Origin of the sequence: Halobacillus yeomjeoni, assembly GCF_020171525.1 — a bacterium.
Taxonomy (GTDB): Bacteria; Bacillota; Bacilli; order Bacillales; family Halobacillaceae; genus Halobacillus; species Halobacillus yeomjeoni.
This window is the reverse complement of the sequence record NZ_JAIVAI010000007.1, coordinates 126,008-144,080: the sequence shown is the minus strand read 5'-3', so window position 1 is coordinate 144,080 and position 18,073 is coordinate 126,008. Positions and strand designations below refer to the sequence as shown.

Sequence of the window (18,073 nt, the reverse complement as noted above, 5' to 3'; positions counted from 1 at the left end):
AGCGGACTGTTTTCCCTGCCATCCCATGCTGTGAGTAAATAAAGGACCGAACACCTAATCTCAGACGGGGATTATTTAGTAATCGTTTAAGATATCAACAACAGACTTTAACAGAGCCTTTTTAAAAAAAATCCGGTAAACCAGCTACGAAAGAGGAGGGTTTTTCCTACCCTCCAATCCTCTCATTGAAAAATGGATGAAACCGCAACCCTAGAATAGTGGACTTGTAAGAAATCGTTTGAAATATCAACAACAGACTAAAACCCAGCCATTAATAAACCAACATAAAAAGCCGGGAAGGATGATTGAAATCATCCCGCCCGGCTTCTTAGTTAAAAGAAGTTTTATCAATTAATATTTATTAACCCAATTGTTTCATTAAAGAAGCCATTTCGATGGCACCTGTAGCAGCTTCCCAGCCTTTGTTACCCGCCTTCGTACCTGCACGCTCGATCGCCTGTTCAATCGTATCCGTCGTAATTACACCGAAAATGACTGGAATACCACTTTGGTGAGAGGCCTGAGATACCCCTTTAGCGGCTTCACTACATACATAATCGAAATGCGGCGTGGAACCTCGAATGACTGCACCAAGGGTAATTACAGCATCATATTTCCCGCTGTTGGCCATCTTATTGGCTACAAGGGGAATCTCGAAGGCTCCCGGAACGTAAGCTGCTTCTACATCCTCCGTATTGACACCATGCCGTTTCAAAGCATCAACAGCACCTTCGTATAGCTTGCTCGTAATGAAGTCATTGAAACGTCCTACAACGATTCCGACTTTTAAACCTGTACCTACTAAATTTCCTTCATAACTTTTGACCATAAGATCACCTGTCCCTTTCTAGTAATGAAATAAATGTCCCATTTTAGATTGTTTTGTTCTTAGATAGTTTTCATTTTCCTTACGAGATTTCATTTGTATTGGAACTCTCTCTATGACTTCCAAATCATAGCCTTTCAACCCGGAGATTTTCTTCGGGTTATTGGTCAACAATTTGATTTCTGAAATGCCTAGATCCCTCAATATTTGGGCACCGACTCCGTAGTCACGTAAGTCTGGCTTGAAGCCCAGCTTTTCATTAGCTTCTACGGTATCCAGTCCTTCTTCTTGAAGTTTATAAGCTCGGAGTTTATTGACGAGTCCAATTCCTCTTCCTTCCTGTCTCATATAGAGGAGAACGCCGCTTCCATTTTCAGAAATCTGCCTCAAAGCGTTATGCAGCTGAGGACCGCAGTCACAGCGATAGGAACCGAAAACATCCCCCGTCAAACATTCAGAGTGAACACGGACAAGCGTAGGCTCCTCTGGGTTTATTTCCCCTTTGACCAGTGCAATGTGATCTTTATGATCAATATCATTGGAATACGCTACAGCTTTGAAGTCGCCATATTCTGTCGGCATCGTGACTTCCACTTCACGTTTCACGTGGTTTTCATTTTTATGACGATATTGGATGAGATCAGCAATCGTAATCATCGGAATATCAAATTCATCGGCCATCTTGCGTAAGTCTGGAACACGGGCCATCGTTCCATCATCTTTGATGATTTCGCAGATCACTCCAGCCGGTCGTGCTCCAGATAGTCGTGCAAGGTCGACTGCCGCTTCTGTGTGGCCTGCTCTCCGGAGAACGCCTCCTTCTTTGGCAATTAACGGGAAAATGTGGCCGGGCTTTTGAAAATCAGCCGCTGTAGACTCCTTGTTCAGCATTTCCCTTATGGTCAAGGCACGTTCTTCAGCGGATATCCCGGTTGTTGTGTTTTTATGATCGATACTCACTGTAAAGGCTGTTTGGTTAGGGTCCGAGTTGTCATCCACCATCGGATGAAGGGCGAGGTCCGAAGCAAGTTTATCTGTAATAGGAGTGCAGACAAGGCCCCTTCCGTATTTGATCATGAAATTGATCATTTCCGGGCTGGCATGCTCAGCTAACCCAATAAAATCCCCTTCATTTTCACGATCCTCATCATCGCAGACGATGACGACTTTTCCTTCTTTTAAATCTTCTATCGCTTTTTCAATTGAATCAAACATTTCTTCCCCTTCTTTCTTTAGGCAAAACCGTTGTCAGCCAGAAATTGTTTTGTCATGTTCGACTTTGTTTGGTCTTCTTGTCTACCTCCAAGAAAATGAGCGACATACTTTCCGATCATATCGCATTCGATATTCACTTCATCACCAGGTTCTTTCCCTCCAAGGACCGTATGTTCCATCGTGTGAGGGATCAATGAGATTGTCACTCGATTATCCTTCACTCCGTATACAGTCAAAGAAGTTCCGTCCACTGCGATAGAACCTTTATATACGAAATATTGAATCAGTTCATCTGAAAGTGCAATTTCATAATAGACTGCATTCGATTCAGGCGTTTTGGAAACGATTTTTCCAGTTCCATCTATATGTCCAGAAACGAGGTGTCCACCGAACCGCCCTCCTGCAGCCATCGCCCGTTCTAAATTGACTGGTGTTCCTTGCTTCAGTTCATTCAAGTTTGTTGAACGGTACGTCTCAGGCATTACATCAAAGGACACCGACTGATCTGTATATTGAGTAACGGTGAGACATACGCCATTAACAGAAATACTGTCTCCCAAATTTACATCTGTCAAAATTTCTTTGGCTACAATTTTGAGTTCCAACGCTTCCGTTTTCGTTTTGATCGACTCTAAACTTCCGATTTCCTCAATGATTCCTGTAAACAAAATTAATCCTCCCTTTTTATGGAGACAATTTTTATATCTTCTCCGATTTGTTCAGTCGAAGTGATTTGATAAGACTCAACATGCTTCAATCGGCTGATGCCTTTTCCTCCTACGGGTGTTTGTGCATCCTTACCACCAATGAGTTTTGGTGAGATGTACGTTATAGTCTCATTGACTTTTCCCGCACGAACGAATGAATCAGCAATCGTGCCGCCTCCTTCAACAAGTAAAGAAGTGACCTTGCATTCCCCCAGGTGTTGGAGAAGCTCATCAATATCAATTTTATCTTGGTTTTGCTGAATGATTTGTACATGAGGGTAGTCAGCAAATGCTTCTATGTCCTTAGCACGGACATCTTTCCCTACGAAAATCCAAGTCGGGGCTTCTTCATTTTGTATCAGTTGTGCAGAAGGTGGAATGCGCAGGTGTGTATCTAAAACGATGCGAATCGGATGGGACCCTTCCCCCTCTATCCGGCTTGTAAGCTTAGGGTTGTCCATTAGAACCGTATTGATGCCAACAAGAATAGCATCTGAGATATGACGGTAAGTATGTCCATCCTGTCTCGCTTCTTTCCCCGTAATCCATTGACTCTCTCCGGTAGAAGTAGCAATCTTCCCATCAAGACTCATCGCAGACTTCAATCGTACATATGGAGTTTTCTTATTGATGTAATGGAAAAAGGATCGGTTGATTTGATCCGCATCTTTCTTGAGTACGGAAGTCCGCACTTCTATACCCGCTTTTTCCATCATTTCGATTCCTTTGCCGGAGACTTTAGGATTTGGATCATGAGAAGCGACAATGACTCTGCGGATGTTAGCATCAATGATCGCTTGTGCACATGGCGGGGTCTTGCCGAAGTGACTGCAAGGTTCCAATGTCACGTATATTTCCGCACCGTCGGCTTTTTCTCCTGCCATCTTCAAAGCATGTACTTCAGCATGCGCTTCACCAGCCCGGACATGGACACCCACACCAACGACCTGATTTTCTTTGACAACCACCGCCGCAACCGATGGATTCGGACTCGTCTGCCCTACCGTTTCTTTCGCCATTTGGATAGCCATGGACATATACCGTTCATCACGATTCATTCCACCTTCACCTGCCTCTTTAATATAAAAAAGACCCTGAAGAAGACATACTTCTCCAGGGTCTGCTTATACGTAAATTTGAGTACACTTAACCAGAGGTATACGTGTCTCATCATACCTTTTACGTCTCGCTCATCCTTCTCCCATCCAGACTTTCACTGTCGGCTTTGGAATATGCACCAAATCAGGGGGAAACGTATTGCTACTGCCTCCCCGTCGCGGGCTGAGAACCTACTTGTTCATTACCGCCGGCTGGGAATTTCACCCGACCCCGAAGGTATCCGTTTAAAACGGATAGTCTATTCTTTTTGTGTTGATATATATATTGTACATTCTCATGATAGGGGGTCGCAAGCATTAAACTTTGTGGTATAAAAAGATTAAAGCAATTTACTTAATGCTTCCTTGATTTCCTCAATAGTGTTTTTATATTGGGTCAGCTCTTTACGCAGTCTTGCGTTTTCAGTTTCCAGCCGTATGATTTTCTTCCCAAGCCGATCAATCAGTTCTTTAACATCCATGGTATCTGCCATCTTTTCATATAAAGCTACTATTTCTTCTCCGTAAGTCGTACCTGGAACTGCCCAGCGTCCATTCAAGTCTTTCCATTCAGGGGCGACCCCTCTCTGAACCAGATTGAACCTTGGGTCAACAAGCTTTTCCCCGGCAGGTAAAGGTTCTTTACTGGCATAAGCATACAAATGTTGAATGTGTGCAGTTACCCCTTCCCTTTCGTTTTTAAAAGAGGCTCCTTGGGTTCCTCCTATAGCACCCAGACCTGCATAATTGAATTGTCCGGGCTTCACGTCCCCCCCGAAACGGTGAAATGATGTTTCTTTTAACATCTGAGAAAAAGCAGCATCCCCTCTAACCCCATAAATTCTCCCGATTTCTATATACAACCCTGGAAGTATTTCCGGAAAGTTCGGATTAACATTTTTGGCAAACTCCAACATCGTCTTTTGATCGACTTTTGAAGATCCTAATATTTTCATTTCATCACCTTTTCAGAAATATTTTCACCTGGATGCTTCTTCATCCATTCTTCAATATACGCACTCAGCCAAAGCATCATGAAGTCTATTTCTTATGTAATGAGGTAAAATACCATGAGATCTGTATTGTCAAAAGCGGTAATATCGGATAACATGGAATTAATTCAAGAAAACGTTTGCACAAAACGAGAATGTAATTTTAGATTTCAACATACATTATTTCTAATAAAAAGCTATTTTATTGATATTAAACTAAAAAAAACACTTTTCCTTAGTAATGCAATCAATTGCATTAAACAAGTAAATTCCAACAAATTTTCCAGCAACTATAAAGAAAAGAGGGAGAACCTATATGAAAAGAGTATGGTGGAAGGAAGCTGTAGGGTATCAAGTGTATCCTAGAAGTTTTCAAGACTCGAACGGTGATGGAATCGGTGATTTACAAGGTATGATCGATCGACTGGATTACATCAAAGACCTGGGTATAGATTTCATCTGGATCTGCCCTATGTACAAATCTCCTAAGGATGATAATGGATACGACATCTCCGACTACAAGGATATCCTGGAAGAGTTCGGAACGATGGAAGATTTCGACCGTTTACTTGAAGAAGTTCATAAACGAGATATGAAGTTGATCATCGACCTCGTTCTGAACCATACCAGTGATGAACATCCATGGTTTATTGAATCAAGGTCATCGAAAGATAGTCCTAAGCGGGACTGGTACATTTGGAGAGACGGAAAAAATGGAAAAGAACCGAACAACTGGGAAAGCATTTTTGAAGGGTCTGCTTGGCAGTATGATGAAAAAACTGATCAATACTATCTTCACGTTTTCTCTACGAAGCAGCCGGATTTAAATTGGGAGAACGAAGAAGTACGACATGAGTTATATGACACCGTCAATTGGTGGCTGGATAAAGGTGTGGATGGGTTCCGTATTGATGCCATCAGTCACATTAAAAAGCGTCCTGGGTTCCCAGACATGCCTAATCCTAAAAAAGAAGAGTATGTATCTTCTTTTGACATGCATATGAACCAAAAAGGCATCCATAAATTCCTCCAAGAATTCAAGGATCAAACGTATGCGAATTACAACGTGATGACCGTGGGAGAAGCGAATGGAGTCAACTCCGATGAAGCCGACTTATGGGTAGGCGAAAACGGTAAAATGGATATGATTTTCCAATTCGAACATTTGGATTTGTGGGATAAAGATGCAGAGCAGCAATTGGATATCATTGGTCTGAAAGAAGTGCTTACCAGGTGGCAAAAGGCTTTAGAAAGTGATGGATGGAACGCTCTATTCGTCGAAAACCATGATAAAGCACGTGTCGTATCCACATGGGGAGACGATGAAAATTATTGGCGTGAAAGCGCGACTTCAATTGCGACGATGTATTTCTTTATGCAGGGGACACCTTATATTTATCAAGGACAAGAAATAGGAATGACAAACATGGCCTTCCCTTCTATTGAAGACTATGATGATGTGGCAGCGATCAACTTATATAACAAGAAAAAAGCGCAAGGGCTCAAGCATGAGGAAATCATGGAAATCTTATGGGCAACATCAAGAGACAACAGCCGCACTCCTATGCAGTGGTCGAGTGGTCCGCAAGCAGGGTTCACTACCGGAAATCCATGGATTAAAATCAACCCGAACCATAAAGAGATCAACGTAGAGGATCAATTGAAACAGCCGGACTCTATCCTGAATTACTATAAAGATATGATCCGGTTGAAGAAAAAGTATGATCTATTCACATATGGGATTTATGATTTGATGTTGAAAGATGATCCACAAATTTATGCTTACACGAGAACGTTGGACCAACACTATGCTTTGGTCATTTCAAACCTGACAAATGAAGAAGCTGTCTTTACATCTCCACACAAACTTTCCAGTGAGCAGATGATATTAAACAACTATGAAGTGGATCGGCATGAAGACCTTCAATCTATTACACTAAAACCTTTTGAAGCAAGAGTTTATTTGTTGAATAAATAATAATTAAGCCCCAGCCTGTAAAATCTAATACGGTTGTGTTCCCTGGCCCCTTATTTCCATAAAGGGAATGAACGCACCCTTACATCAAGATTTTGCTACAGGAATGAGGCGCAGTTGGTTCATAGATACAACTCCCCAATAAAAGAAGCTGACACTTAGATAAGTGTCAGCTTCTTTATGGTTAAGCGTCGATCTTTGTATCTGCTTCTAATTCCAACTCGACATTACCGCGGATGGCTTTAGAGATCATACAAGTTTTTTCAGCTTTCTCAACAAGTTGGTTCAACTTCTTCAAATCACGTTCTGCTGCCTCAGAAGTTAACACAACTCTCGGTTGATGGATGATTTTTTTATAAGTGAATACTCCATCCGTTACGTCGACGATCCCTTCAGACTCCATATCCATTTCTTTCAACGGCAGCTTCGCTCGTTCAATCATAGCTGCTAAACTGATGATATAGCACGTAGCTGCAGCTCCGAGCAGCATTTCATCCGGATTGGTCCCGATATCAGGTCCATCCATCTCTTTCGGAATGGATATTTTCGTTTTTAATTTATCAGATTCAATATAGCCGACTTCATTTCTTCCCCCCGGCCACTCCGCTTTTAAATGGAAATGATGGAAAGCCATCGTCATCCGCCCCTTTCTTTACGGTTCTTATTTTAAGGGATGTCCAAACATCAGACGAAACATTCTGCTCATAAGAAGGATTCTTAAGCAGCATAACGAATACGTACGTGTGAAGGAGGAGAACAATGAATCTATTATCCAGAGAAGACTATGAGAAAGCCCAAGCCTATATTTTTTCAGAAGGAAGACCTCTTGAGCAAGCACGTTTATTACATATGACCAAAGGTGACCACTCCACAGAGGTGATGAAGGCATTGACCTCATACCAAAATCCCGATGGAGGTTTCGGAAGAGGAATTGAACCAGACTTCCGGCTGCCGAATTCCTCTCCACTCGCTACATCCGTCGCTCTGCAAGTTCTCGTCGAACATGATGACGATGAAGAAGCCCAACATATGATAACAAAGGCTCTCAGATATCTTGAACAAACGTTTGACCAAGAACGACAAGGATGGTTTGCTGTTCCGGAAGAAGTGAACGACTATCCTCACGCCTTTTGGTGGGAGGTACATGAAGACGGAAAGTCTTGGATTGATGCGAATTGGGGCAACCCCTCCGCGGAAATCATCGGGTACCTTTTAAAATATGAAGAAAAGGTTCATGAGTTGGACGTTGAGAAGCTGACCCAGCAATCCCTTCAACACCTGATGTCCTTGAGTGATTTCGCTTCAGAACATGAACTTTATTGTTACCTGAGGTTCTTTGAACTACACCCCGACCGAATGGATGAAGGTATACAAAGAAAATTAAAAGAAGGCGTCCGCCAGACGATGGTGTCTGACCCGGAACAGTGGGGAAATTATGTGCCGACTCCTTTGAAATTTCAACCTTCCCCTGCATCAGTCGATCTAGAAGTACCAAAAGAAGATGTAGTTAAAAACCTTGAGGCAGTCATTCAAAATTTAACCAACCGGCCTTATGTTTCCCCTACTTGGGAATGGAACCAATACGAAGAAAGTTGGAATCAGGCTAAAATAGAGTGGCAGGGAATTCTGACTCTCGAATCTCTGAAGTGGTTGATCAATTATGAACGCATTCAGTCGTGAGGCTTTTCAGCCCACGACTTTTTTCATTTTAACAAACTCATATATACCGCCATTTGTAGGTTGTATGAATTTGTCTTTTTTCTCAAACCCTGCTCGTTCATAAACCACAATCGCACGTTCGTTAAAGGCAGCTACTGATAAAGTGAATTCAGTCGGATTATAATGTTTGTGTGCGTATGAAAGCCCTTCTTCTACAAAAGTCCGACCAAACCCCTTACCACTTAAATCAGGGCGTAGACCAAGTCCAATGTCCACGCCTCCATTTTCATTTGGATGAAAGGTGAAAAAGCCGATCAGTTCACCTTCCTCATACACCCCATGTGTATGCTGACTTCTCTTTTCTGGATTGATGAACCCTTCATAATCCTCTTCATCTGCCGTCATGTCATAAAATGAAAATGGATCGGGGTACTTCCATTCCGCAACCCTTAAAGCATCCTCTTGAGGTAATGGAAAAAAGTCCATTTCATCATTCCCCCTTCTCTCTCGTGGAAATGGCACAATAAATAAGTAAACCAATAACAGGAAGCACACCAAACCAGGCCATGGTACCACCTCTATCCCTTTTCTTCTCATCCCACCGGATGACATATATGCTGAGTAAGGACAACACAAAAAAATCAATGGTCATCACATGTACAAACCTGGATGTGAAAAAGGCTTGCAGATATATCTCCAAGCTTCCCTGCCAAAAGCCTTGAACGATCAAAAATATGCTTATTCCAACGAGACTCAAAAGTAAAAAGTCCTTTTGGATAAATTTCAATATCCCCTTCGGGGTCCTGACCGAACGGACGGCCGAAGTTGATGAGAAAAAGTAAGGCATCAACGCAAATGCACCTAACATGAATGATCCAGCCACAAAAGGCCATGCAGGTACTCTTGCATGATCATGACGCAATAAGAAGATCCCGAAAGCGATTGGATAAATCCCTAACAATGAAAAAACAGTCAAAAGTAATGGCTCAGGGTCATTCATCAGTACCAGCTGACGCAAATACCCCTCATCTCCAGCCGGAGCCCCGAGCCAGGCATAAAGTATGAATATCACCCACGCACAAAAAAATAAGACTTGTCTAATCATTGATTGGCTTCCCAATCTTTTTTGAAGCGCTCCATTTTCATATTCAATTGTTGGATCATTTCCAGTACTCTGTTGAAGTCATCCATATCCACCTGATCGGCATCCATTGAAGACACGACTTGATTGAGCATTTGAATTCTATTTTTTATGTAATGAAACTGATCGGTTGGATCTTTAGCTGCTTTTCCCATAACGAACACCTCCTCTTTTTCAGGTTCTTTCTTTCATAATACCCTCTGGGACAATATCGGAAAACTCATTTACAAAAAAAGCCGCTGGACCTTTCGTCCAGCGACTTGTGCAAGTCATTCTTCTACATCTCTTTTCGGTGACAAGAACCACCCAAGGGCAGCAATTGCTACCAGCACCACATAAAATGTGATTTTCCAAGCTGGGGAATGAGCGAAATGTTCATCTAAGATATGGATATTAGGGTGAGCTAAAGTCGATACGACCAACTTCACACCTACCCATCCGACGATAACGAAAGCTGCAATCTCAAGACCTGGTCTGGACTGTAAAAGTTTGACGAATACATTCGCTGCAAAACGCATGATGATTATTCCGATCATACCTCCCGCAAGGATGACAGCAAACTTACCTCCATCAAGACTTCCGACTTGTGGCAGGCCTGTGTCCGGCAAAGCTACAGCCAAAGCTACTGCGGCCAATATAGAATCGACAGCAAAAGCAAGGTCGGCAAGTTCCACTTTAAGTACCGTAGCCCAGAACCCTTTTCCTCTTTGTGGTTCGGCATCCACCGGTATTTCTTCCGCATCCTCAACTTCTCCGCGGGCCTTCCATTTATCAAATAGATGCTTTCCTGAAATAAATAACAAGTAGGCGGCACCCAAAGCCTGCACCTGCCAAACATCTACAAGGAATGAAATGACGAATAAAGAACCGAACCGTAAAACAAAGGCCCCCATCAATCCATAAAATAAGGCTTTCTTTCTTTGTTCTTCTGGTAAGTGTTTGACCATGATGGCTAAAACCAACGCATTGTCGGCAGCTAAAATTCCCTCTAAACCGACCAATACGATTAATACCCAGCCATATTCCAATAATAATTGAGCGTCCACGACTCTACTCTCCTTTATTAAAAAATGGTCCCTGCCACGGTGGCAAAGACCAAAAAAATAGACCTTTACCGCAGCGGGTAAAGGTCTCGCTAACAACGTCCGTTGCCAATAAAGCCGGGGATCACTCCCGAAATGACGACTTTATTGTCCAGCTACTCCCCTTTAGGAATGCTAATATCTATTCTTATCTTAGCACGCAACTTCAGTTTGTCAACGGAATTTTACCCACATTTTCACAATTATTTGTAGTATGAGGTGGGGAGAACATCGTTATACATCAATAATCGTTTACCCTTGATGTACAAGATTAAACTGAAAGAATGTTCTTCCGTAACCTCTTCAAGGAAAGCAGGATCTTCATTCGGATTTTGTAATTCGTTGTGCTTCCTGCCACGATGACCTTCCCTTCACCCGCCCATTTTTAAGGTAGAAATGGCGGGTAACGCTTTGTTCATCCTGACTCATAGGCTGATCATTTTCAATTCAAGGGGAAAATATGCAATATATAAACCTGTCACGTTTGAGCTTCTTATCAAGCTTTCTCTTCAGTAAGGCGGGCGATTTCTACGATGACCCGCGTCGCTTTTTCCATATTATCCAAGGAGATGTATTCATATTTTCCGTGGAAGTTTTCCCCTCCAGTAAATATGTTCGGTGTAGGCAGACCCATATAGGAGAGCTGTGAACCATCTGTACCACCACGTATCGGTCTTACTATAGGATTAATCTGCAAGTTCCTCATAGCTTCGTATGCGATATCCACGATTTGTTTTACAGGCTTGATTTTATCTCCCATATTGTAATATTGGTCATTTATTTCTAAGGAGACGCGATGCTGTCCGTACTTTTCTTTCATTAATCCTGCAACCTTTTCCATTGTGGCTTTTTTATCAGAAAATTTTTCTTTGTCGTGATCTCTGATTAAATAAACCAGTTTCGCTTCCTCTACATCACCCTGGAATGAATTGAGATGATAAAAGCCCTCATATTCCTCCGTCTGTTCAGGTGACTCCTCTTGAGGCAGCTGAGATTGAAACTCTATGGCCAACTTATTCGCATTGACCATTTTCCCTTTCGCAGTACCCGGATGGACACTGTTGCCATAAAAGCTTACATAAGCCATCGCTGCGTTAAAGCTTTCATACTGCAACTCTCCAAGAGGGCCTCCGTCTACGGTATATGCATAGGACGCATTGAACCGATCCATATCAAACTTGTGTGGACCTCGACCAATTTCTTCATCCGGAGTAAAAGCTACCCTGATTTCACCATGTTTGATTTGTGGATTTTGAATCAAGTGGTGAACAGCCGTCATAATTTCAGTAATACCAGCTTTGTTATCTGCTCCCAGCAACGTAGTTCCATCTGTTGTCACTAAAGTGTGGCCTTCATAATCCTTTAACTCAGGGAAGTCCTTCGGAGATAAAGTGACTTCAGAATTCAACTCAATATCCCCGCCTTCATAATTCTCGATGATTTTAGGGCTCACCCCTTTACCAGTAAAGTCAGTCGCTGTATCGATATGAGCTAAAAAACCGATAGTCGGTACACTCTTATCTGAATTGGAAGGCAAGGTGGCCATTACGTACGCATTTTCATCAATCGTAACATCACTCACGCCGATCTCTTTAAGTTCTTCAACCAGTTTTTGTGCCAATTCCCATTGCCCTTCAGTCGAAGGTGTTGAAGTACTTTCTTCATTGGATTGAGTGTCGATTTTCACATAAGATGTAAAACGTTCTAAAAGCTCTTTTTTCATGTATGGACTCCTCCTAAAGCATGTATATGTATAAAAGATATCCTTTTAAGTTTAAAGGATATCTTTTGATAAGGCTATGTTAGAGGTGCCAGTTCCAACGTAATGAATTTATAACATAGGAGAAAAGAAAGGTTGGATACTAAAATAAGTATCCTTCTTTTCTTCATGTATCTATTGCTTGAAGAGAGCACTTTGGATATGCTTGAATTATTATAGTTTCCACCAGTTGGAAGTGCTGGTGCGATAGTAGATTCTTTACATAAAGGTGTGTCTTCTTTGATCCATAAACGATGGTTCCAAACAATAGTAGCAGCTATACTGGTATCTCTTTTGATCCTTTTGCTGCATGAAATCCAATTTTTCTTTGCACCTATCTGGACTTACATCGGTGCAATTGCCCTTCCTTTAATCGGAGGGGGTATTCTTTTTTATATTTCCAGACCTGTCCTTCAGTTTCTGGAAGGGTATAAAGTGAACCGCATTCTTGCCATCCTTATCGTCTTTCTACTCTATATTGTTGCGGGCTTCATTGTCGTTCAATTCATAGCACCCATTGCTCAGCAGCAATTTACTAGATTGATCAACAATCTGCCACGAATGATTGATATGTTCGGTGAAACCATCACCTATTGGCAGCAAAATCAAGACATCATTCCTAGTCAGTTCGACAGCACCATTCAGAATGTCATCGAGAACCTGCAAAAGTATCTGCAGGATGCCTCTAAGATTATTATCAACGTCATCAGCCAATTGATTGGGTTCGTGTTCGCTCTTGTACTTGTGCCGTTTTTCTTATTCTTCATGCTGAAAGACGGAGACAAACTCGTCCCATTCATCAAGCAGTTCCTCGGAAAACGTACTGGAAACAGCTTTGAAAAATTGGCTCACTCCGTTGATCGTACATTGAATGCGTTCATTTTAGGTCAGATGACTGTAAGTATCGTCGTAGGACTTCTTTTGTTAGTGGGCTACTTGATTATCGGACTTCACTACTCTCTTACATTGGCTTTATTCGCCATGTTCATGAATGTCATCCCATTCGTAGGACCATTCTTGGCTGTCATTCCGGCTATCTTAGTCGCCTTTTTCCAGGATCCTATCCTGGCGGTATGGGTGGCTGTAATCATGGTGATTGCACAGCAAATCGAGGGAAATTTCGTCTCTCCGAACGTTATGGGGAAAGCGTTGAATATTCACCCTCTTACCATCATCACTTTGATTCTTGCCGCTGGAAGTATAGCAGGGTTCATCGGATTGATTTTCGCTATTCCGGCTTATGCCGTCATCAAGACTGTAATCACCCATTTCTATCATGAATGGCTTGATTCAAGAAATACACCTGATCAAACTCAATAATTGAGTATGAATCTTTTACCCGCTATGCTTACGATAGCGGGTTCATTTTTTTGCCAATCCTTAAAATTGGAGGAAAACCTATGCAACAATCTCAAAGGCTTTGGACATGGCCTTTTATATTTTTACTTGCAGCTAACTTATTTACGTTCATGAGCTTTCAGATGCTTTTACCCAATTTGCCCCCTTATATAGAATCAATAGGTGGAAGCAGTCTGCAAGTCGGATTGATCACTACTACGTTTGCATTTGCAGCTATCATCATCCGTCCTTTTATCGGTCACTTACTGATGACCAGACCAAGGAAAATCCTAGTATTGACCGGCGCTGTATCCTTATTGATCATGACTGCCCTTTATCCGGTCACTCAAATCGTTGTCGTCTTATTGATCATCCGGTTCATCCATGGAATCGCGTGGGGATGGTCAACAACTGTAAATGGAACAGCTGCGGTCGACCTTGTACCGCGCCGTCGCGTAGGAGAAGGTATGGGTTATTTTGGATTATCCGTTACCGTAGGGATGATCATGGCACCAAGTTTAGGAATTTACTTATATCAAAATTACTCATTCGACTTGCTGGTTTGGATCGCCACAGCATTAGGCGCGGTAGCCATCGTGTTATTTTCCTTGACCCATTTTGTTACGCCGGAGAGCGTGTATAAAAATCAGGAGTCTCCTCCTAAATTCTCTTTTTTCGGGTCTTTGATTGAACAAAAGAGCCGTTACCCTGCTTTGGTGACTTTCTTAAACACATTCGGCTATGGGTCAGTGGTGACATATCTCGTTATTTTCGGAAACGAACAGGGACTTACAGGGACTTTTCTCTTTTACTTTTTTAATGCTGTCATGGCAACCATTTCTCGTCCTATTACTGGAAGGTATTTCGATAAGCATGGCCCTTGGGTATTAATCATGTTTTGTTCCGTTCTTTCATTCATTGCCATGTGGATGTTGTCATTAGCTGATTCCAATGCAGACCTCATCATCGCCGGAGCTATGTTCGGAATAGGGTTTGGATCGATGATGCCTGCCCTACAGGCATGGGTCATCTCGAAGACGACGACAGAACGGAGCGGAATCGCAAATGGAATGTATTATTCTTCGATTGACCTAGGTATAGGTTCGAGTGCCCTTGTTCTTGGTTTCATCTATAACTTCGTTTCAACGACTGCCACCTTGTTCCAATTTTCCAGTCTATTATTTATTGCAGTCTTATTCCTCACTTATCTAGATTACAGAAAACAACAGGAGCCCTGGACTTCCCCATCATAAAAAAAGCCCCGTATTTCAAGATACGGGGCTTTCCTTTATTCTGTTGCGGACTTGATTTCTTCTTGTAACTTATCCAAAATTTCTCCATCTACTGTAGAAACTTCATTACGGTAGAAATCACGCACAGGCAGAGCTTTTTCTTGGAACATCTTCCTTTGTTCTTCCGTCAACTCCACAATTTCTGTTGGATTTTCTTCATCATTCTTGATTTTTTCCAACCACTCTTCATTTTGTTTCTTCTGTTCTTCAAACACCCATTCCTGCATTTCTTTTACAGTCTCGTCCACCATCGATTTCATCTCTTCATCCAAACTGTTGTACCAGTCAGTATTCACCGTGGTCATCGCTACATAGTTGTTGTGGTTGGAAATAGTCATATGATCTTGGACTTCATAAAAGGACGCATCTCCGATGAAGAAAATCGGGTTTTCCTGTCCTTCTACTGTACCACGGTCTAAAGCCGTGTATAGTTCAGACCAGCTCATTGGAGTAGGATCAGCATTGTAAGCTTTGTAGGACTCTAAAATCAAAGGGGATGTTTGTGTACGCATTTTGAAATTATTAAAGTCTGCAGGCTCCGTAATCTCTTTGCTTGACGTCCACTGCATAGCTCCTTCTGTCCAATACGCCAAAGGTGAAATACTGTGTTCTTCATATTTCTTACGAAGGTCAGTATTCAACGCTTCACTGGTATTCAAAATTTCCTGTGTTTTTTCAGCACTATCAGGGAACAGGAAATGTAGTGCGAATATCTGCCCTTCTTTCACCATATTTCCAGTGAAACCAGGAGACATGATTGCTAATTCAACAGCACCATTCTGCAACTGTTCTACTTGGTCCGTTTCACTTCCTAAGCCGCCGAATTCATAGACATCAATGTTGACTGCTCCATCTGATTTTTCGTTCATACGTTTTGCAAATTCTTCTGCATACTCATATTGAACCTGCCCGTCTACTTCTTCCGTAACGAATTTCCAGTTGTATGTCTGTCCTTCTCCCCCGGTACTGTCTCCTCCATTGCCTCCACACGCGGATAAGATGAGGGATAACAGTACCACTACAGCTGCATTAATGAATAATTTTGTCTTGTTAATTTGAATGACCTCCCATGTATTTTTATCTTTCACTTACAGTAAAATGAGTGAAAGTTCTTCAAAGAAAATCAATAAGATTGAGATGGCCACCATCATTAAAATATACGGCGGCGTTCCTTTGATCACTTCTAAATAAGGTTTATTGAATACAGCACTTGCCGTGAATATATCCACCCCAAACGGTGGTGTGGCAGATCCTAATGCTGCCTGGAACGTAATGACAACCCCTAAGTGGACTGGATCGATGCCGGCATTCATGGCTGCTGGATAGAAAATCGGAGTCAATACCAGAATAACGACGATTGGATCGACAAACATACAGCCTATGAAGAAGAATACCGTAACCATCAACAATACAAAGATTGCGCTTGGGTTTGGACCCAGAACGGCTTCAGTAATCATTTGTGGAATTCTAGCGAATGAAATGACCCACGTAAACGCTTGTCCACCTGCAACAAGCACAAATACTGCCGATGTGACTAACCCCGTCGAGCGCGCGATTTTTGGAAGTTCTTTTATATGTATGGACCGGTAGATGACCACTTCCAAAACAAACGCATACAGGACGGACATTCCCGCCGCTTCCGTAGGACTGAACAGCCCAGTATATATACCTCCAATAATGATCACAGGGAAGCCCAGCGGCAATAATGCCTTTCTGGTCATCCGCCATCTGTCACTCCACGAAGCCTTGCTTGCTAATGGAATGTCTTTGATAATGGCATAGATCACACTATATACTGCAAAACTTAAGAAAACGATGATACCAGGGATGATACCTGCAATAAATAAATCTCCTACCGAAGTTCCGGAGACCAATCCATAGATGATCATACCAATACTCGGTGGAACAAGCAGGGCTACATCACTCGAATTGATAATCAAAGCCATTGCGGTGGGATCTTTATAACCGATCTTCAACAGACGCTCTCTCATCGGTTTACCGATGGCTACCACTGTAGCCTGGGTGGATCCAGAGATTGCACCGAACAGCGTACAGGCTGCTGCGGTAGTCACCGCATATCCCCCTCTTATGTGACCGATGAATGAACCGATAAAATCAAGAAGTCGATTTGAAGTTTTCCCAGTTGTCATAATGTCCGCGGCAAAAATGAACAATGGAACAGCAAGAAGGACATAAGGTTCAATTCCTGTTGAAAACTGCTGCATCAATATCATAGGGTCCAAATTCGGAAAATATAAGAATAACACAATTAATGGAGCCGCCATGAGCGGAATCATCATTGGAAAATTCAATAATAGAAGGACCACCATAATTGTTAATAAAGTAGCTACCATATTGATATCCTCTCTTTATCGTTTAGTCGTTTACAAATGTGTTCCTTCTTGGATTTCTTTCTGATTTGAATCATTATAATCTTTCGCATCTGTACCTAAATACACTTCATCCTTATGCTTGATGTTCATCCACATGTTCCGTAAGAATTGAATACCTCCCAGCAAAAATCCAATAGGAATGAAGATATACAAAATATACGCCGGCATTTGAAGTGCAGATGTCACTCGTCCGGATTCATAAACCCCCTGGACATATATGGATGAAAAATAAGTCAGCGTGAATAAAACGACTGCTGTAATGAACGGAATGAAAATTGACAGCACCTTTCTGACTTTGAAAGGAGCTAAGTCATAGAAAGCGGACATACTGATGTGCCGCCCTTTTCTTGCTGCGTAACTGATTCCCATGAACGTAGCTACAACAATCGCTATTTGACTGACTTCATCAGCAAATGGCGGAGAATAACTGAACATCGCCCGGCTTAATGCTTTGCCGACCACCATAAGTGCAATAATGATGACTGCATAACTTAAAATGAATTCTTCCACTTTCAAAATGATTTTGTCGATCCCTTTTAGAAGATTCAACGATTTAGCCTCCTATAATCTCTTGAGACATCTCATAAAAGCTCATGT

Annotated in this window: 18 protein-coding genes and 1 riboswitch; of the genes, 4 read left to right on the top strand and 14 right to left on the bottom strand. The window is 42.1% G+C overall.

The window, feature by feature from the left end:
* Positions 1–361: 361 nt before the first annotated feature.
* The 5 genes from ribH to LCL89_RS15290 all read right to left on the bottom strand — a co-directional run bounded on the left by ribH (position 362) and on the right by LCL89_RS15290 (position 4,801).
* Positions 362–829, bottom strand: coding sequence for a 6,7-dimethyl-8-ribityllumazine synthase (gene ribH / locus LCL89_RS15310; protein ID WP_197317148.1), 468 nt, complete (start codon positions 827–829; stop codon positions 362–364).
* Between the two features lie 18 nt (positions 830–847).
* Positions 848–2,041, bottom strand: a complete 1,194-nt coding sequence (locus LCL89_RS15305) for a bifunctional 3,4-dihydroxy-2-butanone-4-phosphate synthase/GTP cyclohydrolase II (RefSeq protein ID WP_197317147.1) — start codon at positions 2,039–2,041, stop codon at positions 848–850.
* Positions 2,042–2,058: 17 nt separating this feature from the next.
* A complete protein-coding gene (gene ribE / locus LCL89_RS15300; RefSeq protein WP_224810813.1) occupies positions 2,059–2,709 on the bottom strand; it encodes a riboflavin synthase in 651 nt (216 codons plus the stop codon).
* A 2-nt stretch (positions 2,710–2,711) separates the two neighbouring features.
* Entirely contained in the window at positions 2,712–3,806 is a 1,095-nt protein-coding gene (gene ribD, locus LCL89_RS15295) for a bifunctional diaminohydroxyphosphoribosylaminopyrimidine deaminase/5-amino-6-(5-phosphoribosylamino)uracil reductase RibD (RefSeq protein WP_224810812.1), read from the bottom strand.
* A 131-nt stretch (positions 3,807–3,937) separates the two neighbouring features.
* Positions 3,938–4,089: riboswitch (FMN riboswitch) on the bottom strand.
* 97 nt (positions 4,090–4,186) lie between these two features.
* On the bottom strand, positions 4,187–4,801 hold the full coding sequence (locus LCL89_RS15290; RefSeq protein WP_224810811.1) for a glucosaminidase domain-containing protein: 615 nt from the start codon (positions 4,799–4,801) through the stop codon (positions 4,187–4,189).
* A gap of 352 nt (positions 4,802–5,153) precedes the next feature.
* Here LCL89_RS15290 and LCL89_RS15285 point away from each other — a divergent pair, with 352 nt between their 5' ends.
* Entirely contained in the window at positions 5,154–6,815 is a 1,662-nt protein-coding gene (locus LCL89_RS15285) for a glycoside hydrolase family 13 protein (protein ID WP_224810810.1), read from the top strand.
* 181 nt (positions 6,816–6,996) lie between these two features.
* Here the strand turns inward: LCL89_RS15285 and LCL89_RS15280 are convergent, their stop codons facing one another.
* Entirely contained in the window at positions 6,997–7,446 is a 450-nt protein-coding gene (locus LCL89_RS15280) for an OsmC family protein (protein WP_197317141.1), read from the bottom strand.
* Positions 7,447–7,571: 125 nt separating this feature from the next.
* On the opposite strand from LCL89_RS15280, the gene LCL89_RS15275 reads away from it, so the two are divergent.
* Positions 7,572–8,492, top strand: coding sequence for a hypothetical protein (locus LCL89_RS15275; protein ID WP_224810809.1), 921 nt, complete (start codon positions 7,572–7,574; stop codon positions 8,490–8,492).
* Between the two features lie 6 nt (positions 8,493–8,498).
* Here LCL89_RS15275 and LCL89_RS15270 read toward each other — a convergent pair whose 3' ends face one another.
* The 5 genes from LCL89_RS15270 to pepT form a co-directional block, all read right to left on the bottom strand.
* A complete protein-coding gene (locus LCL89_RS15270) occupies positions 8,499–8,957 on the bottom strand; it encodes a GNAT family N-acetyltransferase (RefSeq protein ID WP_224810808.1) in 459 nt (152 codons plus the stop codon).
* 4 nt (positions 8,958–8,961) lie between these two features.
* Positions 8,962–9,576, bottom strand: a complete 615-nt coding sequence (locus LCL89_RS15265; RefSeq protein ID WP_224810807.1) for a hypothetical protein — start codon at positions 9,574–9,576, stop codon at positions 8,962–8,964.
* On the bottom strand, positions 9,573–9,767 hold the full coding sequence (locus LCL89_RS15260) for an SE1561 family protein (RefSeq protein ID WP_197317137.1): 195 nt from the start codon (positions 9,765–9,767) through the stop codon (positions 9,573–9,575). Before LCL89_RS15260 ends, LCL89_RS15265 begins: the two co-directional genes overlap by 4 nt.
* Before the next feature lie 114 nt (positions 9,768–9,881).
* Complete coding sequence (locus tag LCL89_RS15255; RefSeq protein WP_224810806.1) at positions 9,882–10,658, bottom strand: TerC family protein; 777 nt, start codon at positions 10,656–10,658, stop codon at positions 9,882–9,884.
* Between the two features lie 532 nt (positions 10,659–11,190).
* Positions 11,191–12,417, bottom strand: coding sequence for a peptidase T (pepT, locus tag LCL89_RS15250; protein ID WP_224810805.1), 1,227 nt, complete (start codon positions 12,415–12,417; stop codon positions 11,191–11,193).
* 276 nt (positions 12,418–12,693) lie between these two features.
* Here pepT and LCL89_RS15245 point away from each other — a divergent pair, with 276 nt between their 5' ends.
* Positions 12,694–13,773, top strand: a complete 1,080-nt coding sequence (locus LCL89_RS15245) for an AI-2E family transporter (protein WP_197317134.1) — start codon at positions 12,694–12,696, stop codon at positions 13,771–13,773.
* An 80-nt stretch (positions 13,774–13,853) separates the two neighbouring features.
* Positions 13,854–15,044, top strand: coding sequence for an MFS transporter (locus tag LCL89_RS15240; RefSeq protein WP_197317133.1), 1,191 nt, complete (start codon positions 13,854–13,856; stop codon positions 15,042–15,044).
* A 35-nt stretch (positions 15,045–15,079) separates the two neighbouring features.
* Here the strand turns inward: LCL89_RS15240 and LCL89_RS15235 are convergent, their stop codons facing one another.
* The 3 genes from LCL89_RS15235 to LCL89_RS15225 are packed head-to-tail and all read right to left on the bottom strand — an operon-like array spanning position 15,080 to position 18,025.
* Positions 15,080–16,171: a DctP family TRAP transporter solute-binding subunit gene (locus LCL89_RS15235; RefSeq protein WP_412768011.1), complete on the bottom strand. Its 1,092-nt coding sequence runs from the start codon at positions 16,169–16,171 to the stop codon at positions 15,080–15,082.
* Complete coding sequence (locus LCL89_RS15230; RefSeq protein WP_197317132.1) at positions 16,172–17,437, bottom strand: TRAP transporter large permease; 1,266 nt, start codon at positions 17,435–17,437, stop codon at positions 16,172–16,174.
* A gap of 30 nt (positions 17,438–17,467) precedes the next feature.
* Positions 17,468–18,025 (bottom strand): TRAP transporter small permease, encoded by a 558-nt coding sequence (locus LCL89_RS15225; RefSeq protein WP_224810804.1) that lies wholly within the window; start codon positions 18,023–18,025, stop codon positions 17,468–17,470.
* Positions 18,026–18,073: the final 48 nt, after the last annotated feature.

Coding starts and splice junctions, on each gene's coding strand:
- ribH (WP_197317148.1), bottom strand. CDS start 829: ATGGTCAAAAGTTATGAAGGAAATTTAGTAGGTACAGGTTTAAAAGTC.
- LCL89_RS15305 (WP_197317147.1), bottom strand. CDS start 2,041: ATGTTTGATTCAATTGAAAAAGCGATAGAAGATTTAAAAGAAGGAAAA.
- ribD (WP_224810812.1), bottom strand. CDS start 3,806: ATGAATCGTGATGAACGGTATATGTCCATGGCTATCCAAATGGCGAAA.
- LCL89_RS15290 (WP_224810811.1), bottom strand. CDS start 4,801: ATGAAAATATTAGGATCTTCAAAAGTCGATCAAAAGACGATGTTGGAG.
- LCL89_RS15285 (WP_224810810.1), top strand. CDS start 5,154: ATGAAAAGAGTATGGTGGAAGGAAGCTGTAGGGTATCAAGTGTATCCT.
- LCL89_RS15280 (WP_197317141.1), bottom strand. CDS start 7,446: ATGGCTTTCCATCATTTCCATTTAAAAGCGGAGTGGCCGGGGGGAAGA.
- LCL89_RS15275 (WP_224810809.1), top strand. CDS start 7,572: ATGAATCTATTATCCAGAGAAGACTATGAGAAAGCCCAAGCCTATATT.
- LCL89_RS15270 (WP_224810808.1), bottom strand. CDS start 8,957: ATGGACTTTTTTCCATTACCTCAAGAGGATGCTTTAAGGGTTGCGGAA.
- LCL89_RS15265 (WP_224810807.1), bottom strand. CDS start 9,576: ATGATTAGACAAGTCTTATTTTTTTGTGCGTGGGTGATATTCATACTT.
- LCL89_RS15260 (WP_197317137.1), bottom strand. CDS start 9,767: ATGGGAAAAGCAGCTAAAGATCCAACCGATCAGTTTCATTACATAAAA.
- pepT (WP_224810805.1), bottom strand. CDS start 12,417: ATGAAAAAAGAGCTTTTAGAACGTTTTACATCTTATGTGAAAATCGAC.
- LCL89_RS15240 (WP_197317133.1), top strand. CDS start 13,854: ATGCAACAATCTCAAAGGCTTTGGACATGGCCTTTTATATTTTTACTT.
- LCL89_RS15230 (WP_197317132.1), bottom strand. CDS start 17,437: ATGGTAGCTACTTTATTAACAATTATGGTGGTCCTTCTATTATTGAAT.